Origin of the sequence: Lactobacillus taiwanensis DSM 21401 (genome assembly GCF_001436695.1) — a bacterium.
In the GTDB taxonomy this organism is placed as follows: domain Bacteria; phylum Bacillota; class Bacilli; order Lactobacillales; family Lactobacillaceae; genus Lactobacillus; species Lactobacillus taiwanensis.
This window is the reverse complement of the sequence record NZ_AYZG01000001.1, coordinates 66,954-85,590: the sequence shown is the minus strand read 5'-3', so window position 1 is coordinate 85,590 and position 18,637 is coordinate 66,954. Positions and strand designations below refer to the sequence as shown.

Below are 18,637 nucleotides of genomic sequence, written 5' to 3'. Positions count from 1 at the left end.
TTTAATTACTCCTTATCAATTTTTTCTTGTTCAGCTTCTTCAAGCGGCTTTAAGTTTAAGGATGGGTTCAAATTGCCAATGTGACCAGATTCTTTACCCATTGATGGATCAATTTGAACATTAATGATACTTGGACGACCAGATTCAACAGCTGTAGCAAAAGTATCTTTCATTTCTTGATAATTAGTTACGTAATAATTGTCACCGCCAAAAGCTTTAGCAATTAAATCGTATCTAGCAGTTGGATCAAGGGTAGTTGGACCTAATTGATCAGGAACAACATTATCAATACCGTTGTAAATACCACCGTTGTTAATAACTACAACAGTAATTGGGAGATTGTAGCGGCACATTGTTTCAACATCCATACCGTCAAAACCAAAAGCACTATCACCATCTAAGGCAACAACATGTTTGCCAGTTTCAATAGCAGTTGCGATAGCATAACCCATGCCAACGCCCATAACTCCCCAAGTACCAGTATCAAGTCTATGACGAGGAAGTTTCATACCGATCATGTCACGACCAATATCAAGTGTGTTAGCACCTTCACTTACCAGATAAGTATCAGGGTGTTCTTGGAAGTAGTCATTAATTGGTTCAATAGCACCATAGTAACCGAATTCTGGGTTAGTTTCGCCAGCTTTAATTCTCTTAGCAAACTTAGCATCATTCTTTGCAGTATCTTGAGCAATTGCATCAAGCCAGTCGGAAGGGGTCTTATATCCAGTTGCAGTAAGAGCTGGAACTAATTTGTTTAAGATAGAGGTTAAGTCACCTTGAAGTGGGGCAGAGATCTTTTGTGCAGAATCAAATTGAGTTGCATCAATGTCTAATTGAATGAATTTAGCATCTGGGTTGAATTGTGGTGCGTTTCCGTATGAAAGCATCCAGTTTAATCTAGCACCAATTAGAATAACAACGTCGGCACCCTTTAATGATAATGAACGAGCTGCAGATGCAGAGTGCTTATCGTCATCAGGCACAACACCTTTAGCCATGGACATTGGCAAAAATGGAATATCAGTCTTGTTAATCAATTCTTGAACTTGTTTTTCAGTTCTATCATAAGCAGCACCTTTGCCAAGAATGATTAAAGGCTTCTTAGCTTGTTTGATGATATCAACGGCACGATTAATTGCGTCATCACTTGGCTCTTGTAATGGAGCTGGGTCAACTAACTTGTAAACACCCATGTTCTTTTCACCAAGATCATCATTAAGTTGAGCGATAGTGTCAGCTGGTAAGTCAAGGTAAACACCACCAGGTCTACCAGAAACTGCAGTACGAATTGCACGTGCAACTGCTAAACCAACATCTTGAGCTCTATCAACACGATAAGCTTTCTTACAGAAAGGTTTAGCAACGTTATATTGATCTAATCCTTCGTAATCACCTTGAGATAAGTCAATAATATGACGTTCTGAAGATCCTGAGATCATAATTAATGGAAAACAGTTTTTAGTAGCTTGAGCTAAGGCAGTTAGTCCATTCAAAAATCCTGGAGCCGATACAGTCATTGCTACACCAGGATTTTTGGTTAAAAATCCTGCAGCTGCGGCAGCATTTACGGCCGAGTCTTCGCGACGAAAGCCATAATACTTCATTCCCCTTAATTCAGCTAATCTTGCTAAATCTGTAATTGGAATCCCCACAACCCCGTATAGGTTATTAATACCATTTTTTTGTAAAGCGTCAATTAATAAACTGGCACCGGTTCTATTTAAAGAGTCATCTACCATAACGTAACCTCCATGGTAATGATAATTTTTTATTATATAAGAACGCCGTCCCTTAATGAGAATGGGTTCAGTTAATTTATAGACTTTTTTGAATGGTTTAGCAAGAAAAAAGATAAAAAATTTTTTATATATAGGGAAAATTGCTTTTTAAATATATATTATTTTTAATAAGCTATCTATGAAATTAATTCATAAATTGATACTCAAATAAATCGTAATTTAAATAATTAATTTAATTGAATACGGAAATTTTTGCTTGCTAATTTTTATATTAAGGTTATATTTATATGATGAAGAAGATTTCGTCAGGAATATTTACCGTGAACTGATTATAAGAGAGGTATAGAGATGATTAGTATCCTAATTAACGACATAATCCCAATTTTGGTGATTATGTTACTAGGTTATCTCTGCGGAAAGTTTTACTTTTTTGATAATGATCAGAGACAAGGACTAAACAAATTGGTTCTTGATATCGCATTACCAGCAGCTTTATTCATTTCAATTGTTAAAGCTACCAGAAAAATGTTTGCGCAAGATATCATATTAACGTTAATTTCTATTGTTGGTGTGGTAGGTCTATTTATGTTGAGCTACTACTTAGATAAATTGTTGTTCCACAGAACTACGCAACAAGCTGCAGTTTGTGCCTTGATTGCAGGTTCTCCAACAATTGGATTCCTTGGTTTTGCTGTTTTGGACCCTATTTATGGAAATAATGCAACGACTAACTTAGTTATTGGTATTGTATCTATTGTAGTTAATGCAATTACTATTCCTTTAGGATTAGCACTAATCAATAAAGGACAGGCAGCTACTAAGAAGCAGGCAACTTCAAATCCTAGTAATAAGGGAACAAAAGTAGAAGTAGAGGATATAAAAGGCAAAGGCATAAAGAAAACCAAAAAGAAGGTTATGGTGACTATTCCTGATGGTATTCCGGTTACTGATGCTGAAGCAAAGGCCTTGAAAGAAAAAGGTATAGAGCGTGAAATTGATTTAGCTCGAGCAGAAATTGCTGATCATGCAGATGAGCCTCATAAGTCAATGAATCCAACTTTGAAGTCTGTTATTAATGCAATTAAGCAACCAGTTGCTGCTGCTCCATTGATTGCAGTTATTTTAGTTTTAATTGGTATTAGAATTCCAACTTCTTGGGCTCCAACTTTTGATTTAATTGCTAAGGCTAACGCTGGTGTTGCCGTCTTAGCAGCAGGTTTGGCATTATCTACAGTTAAGTTCTCAATTGATAAAGAAGTTATCTGGAACACATTCTTCAGATTATTCTTAACACCTGCAGTAATTGTTGCAGCTGCTTATATCTGTGGTATGGGATCTGATCCTACTAAGATTTCAATGCTTTGTTTGGCAACTGGTTTGCCACCAGCATTTTCTGGAATTATTATTTCTAGTCGCTACAACATTTATGTTAAGGAAGGTGCAAGTTCAGTCGCAGTTTCAACTGTATTCTTTGCAGTAAGCTGTATTTTCTGGATTTGGCTATTACCAATCTTGGCACATATGTTTTAAAGAAAATTTTTGTATATATAATTAAGAGACAGGAAGATAATCTGTCTCTTTTTGTTAGGAATAAAAAATGATTGATAATAAAAATTTATTGAAACTTTTACGAATTGAATTGCGAAAGATGAGTAATGGTAACAAACTTAAATTTTTAACTTATAAAAAGGATCGCAGCATTCTTGTGGAAAAGAATGGGGATAATTTTCGAGTTGTTGAAAATGGCTATCACAAAATTGTTTGGAATAATTTGACTGAAGCAGAAGTTTTAAAAAGAATAAAAAAATTGCAAAAAATAGAATTTCCTAGAAGTAATAAATTGTACTTGGTAAAAGATTAAAGAAACAAATGTTAATATTGAAATTAATAACGTCTTAGGGGAAAAGAGTTCATACAATCAAACTGCAATTGATAATTTAATGATTGGTTTAGATGGTACGCCAAATAAGGCGCGGCTTGGCGCTAAAGTAATTTTCGGTGTTTCAATGGTAGTTGCTAGAGCTGCAGCTAAATCTAAAAACGAGCCTCTATACCGATATTTAGGAGACTGTGACTGGAATAATTTTGAAAAGTTTACTGCCAAATTTGGTAACAGGATACAAGTAGTGGCAGATGATAATGTATGTACTAATCCTAAGCTGGTTAGAAAAGCTATTAAAGATAAGCTATGTAACGCGGTATTGATTAAGGTTAACTAAATTGGTACGATAACTGAAACTTTAGAAGCGATCAGGTTAGCTAGAAAGAATAATATGACCACTATGGTATCTCACTGCTCAGGTGAAACTGGAGATACATTATCGCTGACTTTACAGTTGCTACTAATGCAGCTGAATTAAAATCAGGTGCACCAGCACGTAATGAATGTGTTGAAAAATACAATCGCTTATTGGAAATTGAACAAGAAATAGATGTAGAAAACGAGCGCTTGGCACATTTTCCAAATAATATAGATATGGACTAAAAATAGATAAAAAAATAGTAATCAGAAAATAATACTTCAAACATAAAAAAGACAGATCATATTGATCTGTCTTTTTACTCACTATTTGATTTTAATATCGCCGTCTTGTGTAGAAGCAGTTAATACATTGGAGCTATTTTTATTTTCTATAAAAGTGCTGCTTGATGAGCTATCTTTAACCTTAATATCTCCATCGCTTGTGTCAAGTTTATAACCGGTGAAAGTGGAATCACTTACCTTGATATCGCCGTCATCTGTATTAACTTTAAAACCATTTTTGCTGATTAATTTACTAATGTTAATGTCGCCATCATTGGTATCTATTTTGCCATGTGGAGCTTTTAAGTTAGTGATGTCAATATCGCCATCATTTGTATCAACAGATATTGAATTAGTAGTTGCAATATTTTCAATTTCAATATCGCCGTCATTAGTGGACAAAGTCACATCTTTCAACAGCTGCTTAGGCACTGTAATGGTAATTGTAGGATCTCCATTAATATGGTGGATACCAGGAGCCGATTGTTTAATAGTTAATGCACCATTTTTTCTGTTAACAGTTGGTTTTAAATTTTTAGGACCAGCATATTCGACTTTATATTTATCTCCGTATTTAACAGAAATATCGGAAATAGCCACTGAAACTGCAAGTTTATTAAAACCGTGATTGCTAATAGTGGTTTTGATTTCTGATTTACTGTCATCATGGTTTGAAACAATAATACTGCAAGCTGAAAGCAGGATTACTAATGAAGATAATACAGGTATTAAGATAAACTTTTTATTATTATTTTTCATAATAAACTCCTAAGATATAGTTAGAATTAATTATCTTATATTTATTAAACGAAGTAAACTAAATGAATAATGGAGAGATTTTATGAAAAAATTACCACCAATTCAAAAAATCCTAGAAGCTTATACTGCAATTGTGGATAAACATGTGAATTTAACAAAAGATCAGGCAGAAGTAACTTCATCTAATGGAGCCAAAACTTACACAGTAGATTGGGATGATGATGTGTACCATTCAAATGATAATGCCAGCTATTGGCAAGGCTATGCTGGATATCCAGTGATTGCCGTCTTGATGCTTCAAGAAAAATTGCCATATGATCAAAAGTTAGCTAATAATTTTGCAAATGTTAATTGGAATGAGATAAATAAAAAATACAAGCGAAATTACGTTAAGGCAGCTGCAGATGTAATTGAAGAAAAGGGATTAGACGAAGAAAAAGTTATGGCTGAACTTGAAAGAGTTTATGCAGACTTAAAGCAGTTACCAATTACAATTAAGCGTGGCTCTCTTCGTCCACCGAAAGTGAAAAAGTAGCTAAGATTTAATTTTTAATGTTACTATTCTACGCTTTACTTTTTAGCCAATTCTTATATATTTCAACTAGATCTGTATTAATAGGGTCGTTTTCAGCTTCAGGATTACCTTGATTTTTAACCATAATCATTCCTGCTAAAACATTAGGATCATCTGGAAAAGCTGGTCGATTATTAGCAATTACAATATTGGTGGGATAACCATAACCATCATTACGTTTTTCTTTTAAATAACGACGACAGTGTATTTCAAGTTTTGTTCCAGGATTTAATACTCCTAGTCCTTTAAATCCTTTAGTTAAATTGAATAATAAATATTCTGGTAATTTTAAATCTATATTGTTCAGATTCTTACAATTGCGCATGTATACTATAGGGCGATAATAAAATGTTCCATTGTTATCAACACTTTGTTGAATCCCGTAGCGACAAAATATTCCAATAATTTTAACATTTTCATAAATTCCTTGCATATTATGTTCTCCTCTTTATCTTTTAGATATATTTTTCATATTATATATACGCAAAGAATACCCAAAATTTTTTATTAATTTTTTGATAATAAAAATGGAGTGGAGATAATATCCTAGACCATAAAAAAGAACGTTAAATTTTACACTCAACGTTCTTTTTATATCATGAATTTTTACAAATTAATCAAGTAAATCGTATTTCAAAGTCATTAATCCGTGACCTTCGTTAACCATGTTACCTAGTAATTCGACAGTATTATTGTAGACTGTATCAGCCATCTTTTGATTTGCTTCATTAAGCTTATCTTGAAGTTCATCACCAGAATATTTCTCGACTTCTTTATCAGTTTCGTGTTGAATCTTATGGCACTGTGCAAGACTCTTTTGTTCAAAGTCAGCTTCTAATTCACCGTAAACGCGGAAATTAGTGTCACCTAATTGGGCAGTTAATTTGTTTAACCAAAAGATCTTGTTTAAATCAAACTTAGGACCAGTTTGGAAACTTGCTGGACTAGTAGTGATATTAGTGTAGAAAGGAACCATGCTATTAAAAGTATTTGGTCCGAATGCTAACCATTGAACACCAGCAATTTTTTCTGGAACATCATTTCTAATTTGTAAAATATGAGTTTCAAAGTTTCTGTTAATACCAATCGGACGGAAAGTTTTCTTTTGTTCAGCACTACCTTGATCACCGTATGCGTCAAAAGGAGTGTCTTGGTAGTGAGAACTTTCAGCCCACTTAATATCTTCAATACTGATTTTACGGTTTGCATGGCAAATAAATGGTTGATCTTGGTCACTTGGTTCGCCGCCAAAATCAGGGTCAAAGTAATTGTGAATGTACCAAGCTCGAGGATTATTGTAGTGAGCATCTTTGATTGTTGATGAGCCAAAAATATGACGTAAATTGTAGCCTTCGAGATCTGGATTTAAGTGATATTCTTCAATTAAATCTTTAAGATCTTTTGATGAAGCAAAATCATCGTCATCAAAATAAAATTCATCAATGTTTAAACGGTTAGGTGCAATAACATAAGCATTATCTGGAATACGTCTAGCAGCCCAGTGGTGTCCACCAATAGTTTCAAGATACCAAATTTCATTCTTATCAGAAAAGGCCATACCGTTCATTTCGTAAGTACCATACTTTTCAAGTAGATAACCTACACGTTCAACACCTTCATATGCAGAGTGAATGTAAGGAAGGGTCAAGGTAACAAAATCTTCTTCACCTAAGCCGCCTTCTTTAAGCAAGGGATCGATTCCTTGAATACGTGAGTTAGTAGTAATTGTTTCAGTTGCAGTCATAGCAATATTATCTGAATTGATGCCAGCAGCTGCCCAGATTCCATTTTCTCCAGATGCATCAGGAGCGCTGGTGTAGCGAAGTGGATTAGGAAGAAGATCTTCGTCGTCAATCTTTTGATGGCTAATTACGCTTTCGTAGTGCTTTGGTTGATCTTTTGGCATTACCACGTCGAATCTTTCAGGAATAATAGTACGACCACCATCTTCACTACGAGCGATCATTGTTGAACCATCAATAGTTGCATCTTTTCCGACTAAGATAGTAGTACATTCGGTTTGTTTCATTAAAAAAAGCTCCTTTTCTATTAACGTATTTATTTATATTTTAAAAGATCTTTCTAATATAAAGCAAACCTTGAAGCTAAATTTACAACAAATATAAGGTATAATTTTGGTAAAGCATAAAGTTTCTGAAAGCATGGGAGGAATTAATCGATGAATTATGGAGAGAAAGCACCAGCACTTTGGGATGCAATTAAGAATGAAGAAAAAAGGCAAGAAGATACCATAGAGTTAATTGCATCAGAAAATATTGTTTCCGATGCTGTCAGAGAAGCACAAGGTTCAGTTTTAACTAATAAATATGCAGAAGGATATCCCGGTAAAAGATATTACGGTGGCTGTCAATATATTGATCAAGTAGAACAATTGGCGATTGACTATGCTAAAAAATTATTTAATGCAGAATATGTGAATGTTCAACCACACTCTGGGTCACAAGCTAATATGACTGTTTACAATGCTCTATTAAAACCAGGAGATACAATTTTGGGGATGGGAATGGATGCAGGGGGCCACCTTACCCATGGCTCAAAAGTTAATTTTTCAGGAAAAATTTTTAATTCTGTTAGTTATGACCTAAATCCAGAAACTGAAGAGTTAGATTTTGATAAAATTCATCAGATTGCTTTAGAAAATAAGCCTAAATTAATTATTGCTGGTGCTTCCGCATATAGCAGAATTATTGACTGGCAAAAATTTCGCGATATTGCTGATGAAGTTGGTGCTTATTTAATGGTTGATATGGCCCATATTGCAGGTTTAGTTGCAGTGGGTGCTCATCCAAGTCCACTTCCAGTTGCTGATGTTGTAACTACCACTACCCATAAGACTTTGCGTGGTCCACGTGGAGGGATGATTTTATCTAATAATAAAGAATTAAGTAAAAAAATTGATTCTGCTCTTTTTCCAGGTACACAAGGTGGTCCCTTGGAACATGTTATTGCTGCTAAAGCTCAGGCTTTTTATGAAGATTTGCAGCCGGAATTTACCCAATACATTAATCAAGTAATTAAAAATTCGAAAGCCATGGCTGAAGAATTTAAAAATAGCAAAAAGATTCGCGTGATTTCAGGTGGAACTGATAACCACTTGATGATTATTGATATTACCAATACTGGTATAACGGGAAAAGATGCCCAAAATTTACTGGACTCAGTAAATATTACAACTAACAAAGAGTCTATTCCTGGTGATAAGCGAAGCCCATTTATTGCTAGTGGATTAAGAATTGGAACACCAGCAATAACTAGCCGAGGCTTTAAGGAATCTGATGCTAAAGAAGTGGCTAAAATAATTATTGAAGTTTTGGATAATCCTGAAGATACAGAAGTATTGGCTCAGGCAAAAGAAAGAATTAAGGATTTAGTTCAGAAATATCCTATCAAATAAAAGCTATTGACAGAAAAATATAAGCCAATTACAATATAATTAAATTTTTTAAGGAGTAGTTAATTATGAATACACAAGCTAAGTTTATGAAAATTAATCGTTGGCAAGGCCAGTAAATCAGGTTGTTAAGCAAGATGCAACCTGAAAGATTCAGATTGTATCTGTGCTGGCTGTGTATTTATTGTGGTCTGCATGGAGTAACATGCAGACCTTTTTCTTTTTGTGATAAAAAAGTAACAGGAATCTGCATGTGAAAATAGATTCCTGTTTTTTTGGAGAAAAATTATGAAAAGAATGTATGGATTAATTGTAATTTTAGTAGCTTTTCTAACCATAGCTTTTTTTGGAGAAAATAAACAAAAAGAAGAAAATAATAAAATTCCCCGAGTTGGTGTCTTAACTCTTATGCGTCACCCGGCTCTTGATGAGATATATCGCGGCTTTCGAGATGAGCTGAAAGAAGAGGGCTACGTAAATGGAAAAAATATCAAAATTGACTATCAAAATGCAAATAATGATCAGAGTAATTTACGTACGATGGCAACAAAGCTAACTGATGAGGAGTCAAGAGTATTAGTTGGAATTACTACTCCAGCTGCCCAAGCATTGGCGAATACAACCAATAAGATTCCAATAGTTTTAGGTGCTGTAACAAGTCCAAAAACTAGTGGGCTAGTAAAAAATGAAAGACATCCCGAAAAAAATATTACTGGTGTATCAGATGCTGCTCCAATTAGGCAACAATTGGATTTAATTAGGGAATTTTTACCTAATTTAAAGACTTTAGGAGTAATTTATACTTCTAGTGATTCTTCTGCAGTTAGCGGCTTTCATGAGATTGAGCGTGAATGTAAAAAGAGAGAAATAAATTTAAAGTCTTTTTCAATTGCTAATAGCAATGATCTTAATCAAGTTTCGGAGCAAATGTTTAGTCAAGTAGACGCTGTAATTGTTCCAACTGACAATACTATTGCCGGAGCAATGGAAACTCTTGTTAAAAATGGAAATGTTGTTAAAAAGCCAATTTTCCCTGCTGCAGCAACTATGGTAAAACAAGGTGGTCTTGCAACTTATAGTGTTAATCAATATGAGTTAGGAAAAATGACTGGAAAGATGACTATTGAAATTTTAAAGGGTAAAAAAGTTAGTTCTTTACCAGTTGAGAGAGTGAAAACGGGAGAACCAATTGTTAATTTAAAAGAAGCTAGAAAATTAAATTTGCAAATTCCTGCAAGATTTCTTAAAGATTGTCAGAGAAAAGGAGTTGTATATAAATGAATTTAATTGTATCTGCAATTGGCCAAGGATTACTATGGGCACTTTTAGGATTAGGACTGTATTTAACCTTTAGAATTTTAAATTTTGCTGATATGACAGTAGAAGGTACTTTTCCCCTAGGAGCGGCTGTTGCTGTTGCTAATATTTCACATGGTATGTCGCCTTATTTAGCAACATTATTAGCGTTTGTTGCAGGAATGATAGCTGGATTAGTGACGGGGCTTTTGTATACAAAAGGAAAAATTCCAATTCTACTTGCTGGTATTTTAACAATGACGGCAATTTATTCTATTAATTTAAGAATTATGGGCGGTTCTAATATTTCACTGATTGGTAAGAAGACATTACTCAACAATGAATTTTTAGAAAATTTACCTCAATATTTTAATAGTGTTTTTCTAGGAATTGGAATCGTAGTTGTAATTACTGGGATATTGATTTTCTTTTTAAATACAGATTTTGGTCAAGCGTTTATTGCAACAGGTGATAACCCTAAGATGGCGAAATCATTAGGTATCCATACAGATTTTATGGTAATTATTGGTTTAATGCTTTCAAACGGAATAGTTGCCTTATGTGGAGCATTAATTGCGCAAAATAATGGTTATGCTGATATTAATATGGGAATTGGAACTATTGTTATTGCTCTAGCTTCAATTATCATCGGTGAAGTAGCATTTGGTGAATTAACTTTAAATCAGCGATTAGTAGCTGTAACTTTAGGCAGTATTATTTATCGTTTGATTTTATTAGCAGTATTACAGTTAGGATTTTCTGCTAATGATTTGAATTTAATTTCTTCAATTGTCTTGGCACTTTGCATGATGCTGCCACAACTTGAAAAAGTTACGCATTTAAAAAAGCCGATAAAGAGAGGTGTAAACAAGCATGACTAAATCAACTCTAGAATTAAAAGATGTAAAAACTACTGTTAAAACAGCGGATGGCGAAATTATTCCTATTTTAAAAGGGATTAATTTAAAAATTAAATCTGGTGATTTTATTACAATTATTGGAACTAATGGTGCGGGAAAATCTACATTATTTAACACAATTGCAGGTAGTTTAAAACCAGATAGCGGTCAGATTCTTCATGATGGTCAAGATATTACTAAGATGAGTGAAGAAAAAAGAACTCAGTTTATTGGACGAGTTTTTCAAGATCCTAAAATGGGAACTGCTCCAAGAATGACAGTGGCTGAAAATTTACTATTAGCCACCAATAGAGGGAAAAAAAGATTTTTAAAGATTAGAAAATTGAAAGAAAACATTCCTCATTTTAAAGAAATGGCTAGGGTGATGAATAACGGTTTAGAAAATCGGTTGAATAGCTTTGTCGAAGGCTTATCTGGAGGACAAAGACAAGCATTGAGCTTTCTGATGGCAACTATTGAAAGGCCTGATATTTTACTCTTAGATGAACATACGGCAGCTCTAGATCCACATACTAGTGAAAATTTATTAGCTGTAACTGATAAGCAGATTAAGGAAAATAAACTGACTGCCTTAATGATTACGCACCATATGGAAGATGCTTTAAAATATGGAAATCGTCTTTTAGTTTTAAAGGATGGGAGAGTTAAGGTTGATATTAATGAGCCAGAAAAAAAGAAATTAAAAGTAAGTGATCTTTATGCTTATTTTGATGATTAATAGAAAACTAGCGCTGCTTGTCGGTTCTAGTTTTTTTGGTTAAAATGATTTCTAACTGTGTTTAGGTATATTTTAAATGTCTAATAAAGGGGGAGTAAGAAAAAATTTGAATAATAAGGGACATAAAATAAGTTTATTTTCAGCAATCATGTTAGCCCTTAATTCATTAATTGGATCAGGGTGGCTTTTTGGCTCTGGTTCAGCAGCTAGAATTGCTGGACCCGCAGCGGTTTTGTCTTGGATAATTGGTGCAATTATTATTATCGCAATTGCTTTAACCTATGTTGAATTAGGAACAATGTTTCCTGAAAGCGGTGGAATGAGTAAGTATGCTCAATACAGTCATGGACCAATGCTGGGCTTTATTGCGGCTTGGGCTAATTGGATTTCATTAGTAACTTTGGTACCAATGGAAGCTGTAGCTGCAGTTCAATATATGAGTTCGTGGCCATGGAAATGGGCTAACTGGACTCATCATTTTATGCAAGATGGAAATATTACTACACCTGGATTATTAATAGTATTTGCGTTTATGATTATCTTTACTTTGATTAATTTTTGGTCAATTAAGATCATGACGCATTTCACTAATTTGATCTCTATCTTTAAGGTATTATTGCCTACGTTAACAATTATCATGCTGTTTGCATCTAGTTTTCATCCTGCTAATTTTGGTCATGATGTGCAAACATTTATGCCATATGGTAGTCGTGCAATTTTTGAAGCAGCATCTGGTGCCGGTATTATTATGTCGTATGATGCTTTTCAAACGGTTATTAATATTGGAGGAGAACTAGAAAATCCGCGTAAAAATATTATTCGTGGCGTTTTAATATCAATGTTTATAACGGCAGCAATTTATATTTTGCTTCAGGTAGCTTTTATTGGAGCATTAGATCCTGCAATGATTGCTAAAGATTCATGGCATGGAATTAATTTTGCATCTCCGTTTGCAGACATTGCAATTTTATTAGGGATTAATTGGTTAGTAATCTTACTTTATATGGATGCATTTGTTTCTCCCTTTGGAACAGGTGTAGCCTTTGTAGCAACAGCTTCTAGAGCTTTAGCAGCGATGACGCATACAAAGCACTTACCAGCTTGGCTTAGCAGACTCAACAGACGCTATTTAGTACCTCGTTTTGCAATGGTTACTGATTTAGTTTTGGCAATCATTTTAGTTAGTGTTTTTAGAAACTGGAATTTATTAGCTACAGTTATTACATGTGCAACTTTAATTGCTTATTTAACTGGTCCGGTAACTACAATTACTTTAAGAAAGATTGCCCCAGATTTGGATCGACCGTATAAACCTTCATATATGAAATGGTTTGCTCCTTTGACTTTTGTTTTAACGAGCTTAGCGATTTATTGGGCAATGTGGCCAACAACTATTCAAGTTATTTTAGTAATTGTTTTAGGAATCCCAATTTACTTTTATTATGAAGTCAAATACCAAAAGAAGAATTTTAAAGCTCAATTTAAACATGCAGCTTGGTTATTAGGTTATTTGATATTCATTTCAATTATGTCTTATTGTGGTAGTGATGGTTTTGGAGGACAAAACTGGATTACCTATCCTTGGGACTTTTTAGTAATTGCGGCTGTATCGTTAATTTTCTATAAACTAGCTATTGATACTAGTTTAGAGAAAATTGATCCGGCTGCAATCAAAGTTAATGAAAAGATTAGGCTTAAAGAAAGCGAAGAATAAAGGGTAAACTATAAATTAGCTTGAATTCTCGTTAGAAAGGTGCTATTCTTAACTAGTCGTGAAATAATCTATGATCTGAAATATTGGTCATGGCAAAGGAGTATTAAACAATGAGAAAAGGGATTCATCCAGATTACCAAGAAGTTGTTTTCATGGACTCAGCAACTGGTGCTAAGTTCGTAGCTGGCTCTACTTTAAAGCCAGAAGAAACAGTTGAATTCGAAGGTAAGACTTATCCATTAGTTCGTGTTGAAATTTCTTCAGATTCTCACCCATTCTACACTGGCAAGCAAAAGTTTGCTCAAGCAGATGGTCGTATCGAAAAATTCAACAAGAAGTACGGTATGTCTTCAAAGAACTAAGAATTCTTGGTATTTTTACCGAAAAGAGCAGCCCACTTTGGACTGCTCTTTTTTTATGCTTAACGTGGTATAATTCTTATTGATATGCATGTGACCTTTTTCTTAGAGATAGAAGTCAGTATAATAGGGATACATGCAATTTTAGGTAGGAGTAATTTATTTATTATGAAAATGCAACTTGCTGAGATCGCTAAAGCATTAAATAGTTCAGTTAATATGGGAGAAGATAAAGTCATTACATCCGTTGTTTTTGACTCAAGAAAAGCGACTCCCAATTCTTTGTTTGTACCGTTAGCAGGTGCAAGAGATGGACATGATTTTGTATCTAATGCAATGGCAAATGGTGCAGAAGCAACTTTATGGAAAAAAGGACATGAAGGTATGCCTACAGATGTGCCGGTTGTTGAAGTTGATGATCCATTAACTGCACTTCAAGCTTTAGCTAAATATTATTTAGGCAAAGTTAATCCAACTGTGGTTGGAATTACCGGATCAAATGGTAAGACCACAACTAAGGATATGATTGCGGCCGTTTTATCTAAGAGATTTAACGTGCATAAGACACAAGCTAATTTTAATAATGAAATTGGTGTTCCCGTAACAATTTTAGAGATGAAACCATCTACTGAAATTTTAGTACTTGAAATGGGAATGGATCGTCCTGGCCAATTACATCACTTAAGTGAATTAGTAAGACCTGATGTTTGTGTGATCACTATGATTGGTGAAGCCCATATTGAATTCTTTGGCACTAGAGATAAGATTGCAGATGCAAAGATGGAAATTACTGATTTCTTAAAAGAAGACGGTAAGTTTATCTACAATGGGGATGAACCTTTATTACAAGAACGTGCAGCTAAGATTAAGCAAGATAAGAGTACTTTTGGCTTTAGAGAAGAAGATACTATTTTTGCGACTACATTTAGATCTTATATGCATCATGCTACGTTTGAAGTAAATGATTCAAAGCAACAATTTAAGATTCCAATGATTGGCAAGCATAATGTTTCAAACGCTCTTGCAGCTATTAGTGTTGGCCGTCATTTTGGTGAAAACGATGAGCAAATTGCTCAAGCATTGGCTAACTTTACTCCAACGGCAAATAGAATGCAGTGGAAAAAAGGTGATGTAGGCGAAGCAATTATGGATGATGTCTACAACTCAAATCCAACTGCTGTTAAGGCTGTTACGACATCATTTGGACAAGTAATGGTTGAAAATGGTGGCCGCAGAATCGCAGTGTTGGGCGATATGTTAGAGCTTGGAGATGAATCCTCAGAACTTCATGCTTCACTTGCTGACGCACTAGATCCAGCAATTATTAACGAATTATATTTATATGGTCCTGAGATGAAGCATTTATACGATGCACTTGTAGATAAGTATGAAGTAGCTAATTTACATTACTATTCACAAGAAGAAATGAATCGTATGGTTGATGACTTAAAGAATGATATCAAACCTAATGATATTGTTATGTTAAAGGGATCACATGGAATGCATTTAGAAAAGGTTTTAGACCGCCTAATGTAGGAAGGAATTAGATATTTGAAATTTTCTGAAATGAACTTAAAGCCTGAGATTTTGAAAGCAATTAAACGCTCAGGTTTTGAAGAAGCTACGCCAATCCAAGAAAAGACCATTCCTTTAGTTTTAGAGGGAAAAGATGTAATTGGTCAAGCACAAACTGGTACTGGTAAAACTGCAGCTTTTGGTTTACCAATTTTGCAAAAGTTGGATAAGCAACATGATTCAATTCAAGCAATTATTATTGAACCTACTCGTGAATTGGCTATTCAAACGCAAGAAGAACTTTTTCGTCTAGGTCGTGATGAAAAGGCACGTGTTCAAGTAGTTTATGGCGGTGCAGATATTCGTCGTCAAATTCGTGCTTTAAAACAAACACCTGCAATTTTAGTGGGAACGCCGGGACGTTTACTTGATCACTTAAAACGAGGAACAATTGACATCTCTAAGGTAAAGACAATTGTTTTAGATGAAGCAGATGAAATGCTTGATATGGGCTTTATCCAAGATATTGAGAGTATTTTAAATTATGCTTCTAGCAGACATCAAACGTTGTTATTTTCAGCAACTATGCCAAAACCAATTTTACGAATTGGCGAAAAGTTTATGAATGATCCTGAAATTGTAAAAATTAAAGGAAAAGAATTAACGGCTAACTTAATTGATCAATATTTTGTAAGAGCAAAAGAAAACGAAAAATTTGATATTTTATGTCGATTAATTGATGTTCAAAATCCTGATCTTGCCGTTATTTTTGGCAGAACTAAGAGACGTGTTGATGAATTAACGCGTGGATTACAGGCGCGTGGATACAATGCAGCTGGAATTCATGGCGATCTTTCTCAAGCTAAGAGAATGAGCGTTTTGAAAAGATTTCGTAAGGGTAAATTGGATATATTAGTGGCAACTGATGTAGCTGCTCGTGGTTTGGATATTTCTGGCGTTAGTCATGTTTATAACTATGACATTCCTCAAGATCCAGACTCTTATGTTCACCGGATTGGTAGAACTGGACGTGCTGGTCAAAATGGTATGTCAGTAACTTTTGTTACACCAAATGAAATTGGCTACATGCGTACAATTGAACAATTAACGCACAAAAAGATGATGCCACTTAAACCACCAACTGATGAAGAGGCCTTTAAGGGACAATTAAGTGCAGCGAATAAAAAGGTAGCAGAATTATTAGATAGTGATCTTTCTAAATATACTGAAGGAGCAGCCCAGCTTCTTGATGATTACTCCGCGGTAGATTTGGTTGCAGCTTTATTAAAGGATCTATCTAAAGATGCTGAAAGCGTAAAAGTGAAGATTACACCTGAAAAACCATTACCATTTAAATCAAAACATGGTAATAATAATCATCACTTTAAACGTAATTTTAAGCGTGGCGGAGATAGAAATGAAAGATATCATCGTAAGCCAAATGCTCGTCGTGGTGGTAGAAAACATGACTTCGTTATAAAGAAGAAAGACTGATTTTGTTAAAAAGAGCTGTAGTTGCTACAGCTCTTTTTTGTAATATAATGTATCAATGTGTGAGGTAAAAATAATGATTAGAGGCGTAGGCATTGACTCAGTTGAAGTTGAGCGCATGAAGAAGATAGTTGAAAAAGGTGACAAATTCGCCAAAAGAGTATTAACTCCTAAAGAATTTGCACAATATCAACAATTAAATGGAAAACGAAAGGTTGAATATCTTGGCGGACGTTTTTCTTTGAAGGAATCTTTTTCTAAAGCAATGGGAACTGGCTTAGGTAAATATGTTGGTTTTCAAGATATTGAAACTTTATGGGATGATTTAGGTCATCCAGTAATGACGTCAACTAAGTTTTCTGGAAATATTTTTCCTAGTATCACACATGATGATCATGAGGTTATAACATTTGTAGTTTTGGAGGAATTAAATTAATGGTTCCAGGAATTCATCGTCCAGCCGTAGTAAAGGTAAATTTGGGCGCAATTAAGAGAAATCTTGAAAATGAAATGGAGCATCTAGAACCCAATCAAAAGATGCTTGCAGTAGTAAAAGCCAATGGCTATGGTCATGGAGCTGTAAAAGTAGCTAAGGTTGCAGATGAAGTAGGTGTAGCGGGATTTTGTGTTGCAATTCTAGATGAAGCTTTAGAGTTAAGACGAGCTGATATTACTAAAACTATTTTGGTTTTGGGTGTTGTTTCTCCAGAATATGTTCCAATTGCTGCAGTAAATGATGTATCATTAACTGTTCCAAACTTGGAGTGGCTTAAAGAGGCTGAAAAATATTTAAAAGATGCAAATTTACGATTGAAAATCCATATAGGCGTTGACTCAGGTATGGGCCGCATTGGATTTAACGAAGATGCAGATTTTATTGCAGCTAATGAATTTTTTAAAGACAATAATAATTTCTTTGTTGAAGGAATGTTTGCTCATTTTGCTTCAGCTGATAGTAGTGACGAAACTTACTTTAAACATCAATGTGAAAAGTTTAATCATATGAAGAGCATACTTACTGTTAAGCCCAAATGGATTCATGTGGATAATACTGCGGCAAGTATTTTTCATAATGGAATCAAGAGTGATTTAGTCCGCTTTGGAATTGGTATTTACGGCTTAAATCCATCTTCGAATCCTGATTCACCTGATTTGAAGTCAAATATTGATTTGGATCCAGCTTTATCTTTTGAAAGTGAATTAACTCACGTTAAAACTATTCATCAAGGTGATGGAGTCGGATATGGATCTACATTTGTTGCGGACGAAGATACAATTATTGGAACTGTACCTGTTGGTTATGCGGATGGATTTATTAGAAAATTCCAAGGCTTTAAAGTAAAGGTAGGAGATACTTACTGTCCAATTGTTGGTCGAATTTGTATGGATCAATTCATGGTTAAAATGCCAAAAGAAATGCCACTTGGAACTAAAGTAGTTATTATTTCTGATAATCCTAATGATCCAAATAACATTAAAGCTGCAGCTGATTATGTTGATACGATTCATTATGAAGTTGCATGTTTGTTAAATGATCGTTTGCCACGTGCATATTATGAAGAATAAAACAAAAGCTCGCTAGCCAATTAGGTTAACGAGCTTTTTAATTAAAA

17 protein-coding genes and 2 pseudogenes are annotated in these 18,637 nt (G+C 34.4%); 15 read left to right on the top strand and 4 right to left on the bottom strand.

Annotated elements, in window-relative coordinates; genetic code table 11:
• Nucleotides 1–5: 5 nt before the first annotated feature.
• On the bottom strand, nt 6–1,742 hold the full coding sequence (oxc, locus tag FD18_RS00445) for an oxalyl-CoA decarboxylase (protein ID WP_057718024.1): 1,737 nt from the start codon (nt 1,740–1,742) through the stop codon (nt 6–8).
• Between the two features lie 348 nt (nt 1,743–2,090).
• Here oxc and FD18_RS00440 point away from each other — a divergent pair, with 348 nt between their 5' ends.
• The 4 genes and pseudogenes from FD18_RS00440 to FD18_RS09215 form a co-directional block, all read left to right on the top strand.
• Nucleotides 2,091–3,272: an AEC family transporter gene (locus FD18_RS00440; RefSeq protein ID WP_057718023.1), complete on the top strand. Its 1,182-nt coding sequence runs from the start codon at nt 2,091–2,093 to the stop codon at nt 3,270–3,272.
• Nucleotides 3,273–3,339: 67 nt separating this feature from the next.
• The gene (locus FD18_RS00435; protein ID WP_057718022.1) at nt 3,340–3,603 is read left to right on the top strand and encodes a hypothetical protein; all 264 of its coding nucleotides are present in this window, start codon (nt 3,340–3,342) and stop codon (nt 3,601–3,603) included.
• A pseudogene (locus FD18_RS10460) lies at nt 3,599–3,745 on the top strand (phosphopyruvate hydratase); the annotation flags it as partial. The gene FD18_RS00435 and the pseudogene FD18_RS10460, both read left to right, overlap by 5 nt.
• Before the next feature lie 60 nt (nt 3,746–3,805).
• Nucleotides 3,806–4,227, top strand: a pseudogene (locus tag FD18_RS09215) (phosphopyruvate hydratase); the annotation flags it as partial.
• An 81-nt stretch (nt 4,228–4,308) separates the two neighbouring features.
• Here FD18_RS09215 and FD18_RS00425 read toward each other — a convergent pair.
• A complete protein-coding gene (locus FD18_RS00425; RefSeq protein WP_057718020.1) occupies nt 4,309–5,025 on the bottom strand; it encodes a DUF4097 family beta strand repeat-containing protein in 717 nt (238 codons plus the stop codon).
• Between the two features lie 82 nt (nt 5,026–5,107).
• On the opposite strand from FD18_RS00425, the gene FD18_RS00420 reads away from it, so the two are divergent.
• Nucleotides 5,108–5,560 (top strand): hypothetical protein, encoded by a 453-nt coding sequence (locus FD18_RS00420; RefSeq protein WP_057718019.1) that lies wholly within the window; start codon nt 5,108–5,110, stop codon nt 5,558–5,560.
• 28 nt (nt 5,561–5,588) lie between these two features.
• Here FD18_RS00420 and FD18_RS00415 read toward each other — a convergent pair whose 3' ends face one another.
• Together FD18_RS00415 and FD18_RS00410 are read right to left on the bottom strand one after the other, a co-directional pair.
• On the bottom strand, nt 5,589–6,032 hold the full coding sequence (locus tag FD18_RS00415) for a hypothetical protein (RefSeq protein WP_057718018.1): 444 nt from the start codon (nt 6,030–6,032) through the stop codon (nt 5,589–5,591).
• A 180-nt stretch (nt 6,033–6,212) separates the two neighbouring features.
• A complete protein-coding gene (locus tag FD18_RS00410; RefSeq protein ID WP_057718017.1) occupies nt 6,213–7,628 on the bottom strand; it encodes a C69 family dipeptidase in 1,416 nt (471 codons plus the stop codon).
• A gap of 150 nt (nt 7,629–7,778) precedes the next feature.
• Here FD18_RS00410 and glyA point away from each other — a divergent pair, with 150 nt between their 5' ends.
• The 10 genes from glyA to alr all read left to right on the top strand — a co-directional run bounded on the left by glyA (nt 7,779) and on the right by alr (nt 18,590).
• Nucleotides 7,779–9,014 (top strand): serine hydroxymethyltransferase, encoded by a 1,236-nt coding sequence (gene glyA, locus FD18_RS00405; protein WP_057718016.1) that lies wholly within the window; start codon nt 7,779–7,781, stop codon nt 9,012–9,014.
• Nucleotides 9,015–9,299: 285 nt separating this feature from the next.
• A complete protein-coding gene (gene trpX / locus FD18_RS00400; protein ID WP_057718015.1) occupies nt 9,300–10,292 on the top strand; it encodes a tryptophan ABC transporter substrate-binding protein in 993 nt (330 codons plus the stop codon).
• Nucleotides 10,289–11,188 (top strand): ABC transporter permease, encoded by a 900-nt coding sequence (locus tag FD18_RS00395; RefSeq protein WP_057718014.1) that lies wholly within the window; start codon nt 10,289–10,291, stop codon nt 11,186–11,188. The genes trpX and FD18_RS00395 overlap by 4 nt, the downstream gene beginning before the upstream one ends.
• Nucleotides 11,181–11,945 (top strand): ABC transporter ATP-binding protein, encoded by a 765-nt coding sequence (locus tag FD18_RS00390; protein WP_057718013.1) that lies wholly within the window; start codon nt 11,181–11,183, stop codon nt 11,943–11,945. The genes FD18_RS00395 and FD18_RS00390 overlap by 8 nt, the downstream gene beginning before the upstream one ends.
• 76 nt (nt 11,946–12,021) lie before the next feature.
• Nucleotides 12,022–13,659 carry an APC family permease gene (locus tag FD18_RS00385; RefSeq protein WP_057718012.1) on the top strand — a complete coding sequence of 546 codons (1,638 nt, stop codon included), beginning with the start codon at nt 12,022–12,024 and terminating at the stop codon, nt 13,657–13,659.
• A gap of 110 nt (nt 13,660–13,769) precedes the next feature.
• Nucleotides 13,770–14,021: a type B 50S ribosomal protein L31 gene (locus FD18_RS00380; protein WP_004895935.1), complete on the top strand. Its 252-nt coding sequence runs from the start codon at nt 13,770–13,772 to the stop codon at nt 14,019–14,021.
• Nucleotides 14,022–14,186: 165 nt separating this feature from the next.
• Nucleotides 14,187–15,554, top strand: coding sequence for a UDP-N-acetylmuramoyl-tripeptide--D-alanyl-D-alanine ligase (locus FD18_RS00375; protein ID WP_057718011.1), 1,368 nt, complete (start codon nt 14,187–14,189; stop codon nt 15,552–15,554).
• Between the two features lie 15 nt (nt 15,555–15,569).
• Entirely contained in the window at nt 15,570–17,027 is a 1,458-nt protein-coding gene (gene cshA, locus FD18_RS00370; RefSeq protein WP_057718010.1) for a degradosome RNA helicase CshA, read from the top strand.
• Nucleotides 17,028–17,100: 73 nt separating this feature from the next.
• The gene (acpS, locus tag FD18_RS00365; protein ID WP_057718009.1) at nt 17,101–17,460 is read left to right on the top strand and encodes a holo-ACP synthase; all 360 of its coding nucleotides are present in this window, start codon (nt 17,101–17,103) and stop codon (nt 17,458–17,460) included.
• Nucleotides 17,460–18,590: an alanine racemase gene (alr, locus tag FD18_RS00360; RefSeq protein ID WP_057718008.1), complete on the top strand. Its 1,131-nt coding sequence runs from the start codon at nt 17,460–17,462 to the stop codon at nt 18,588–18,590. Before acpS ends, alr begins: the two co-directional genes overlap by 1 nt.
• The last annotated feature ends 47 nt before the right edge of the window (nt 18,591–18,637 follow it).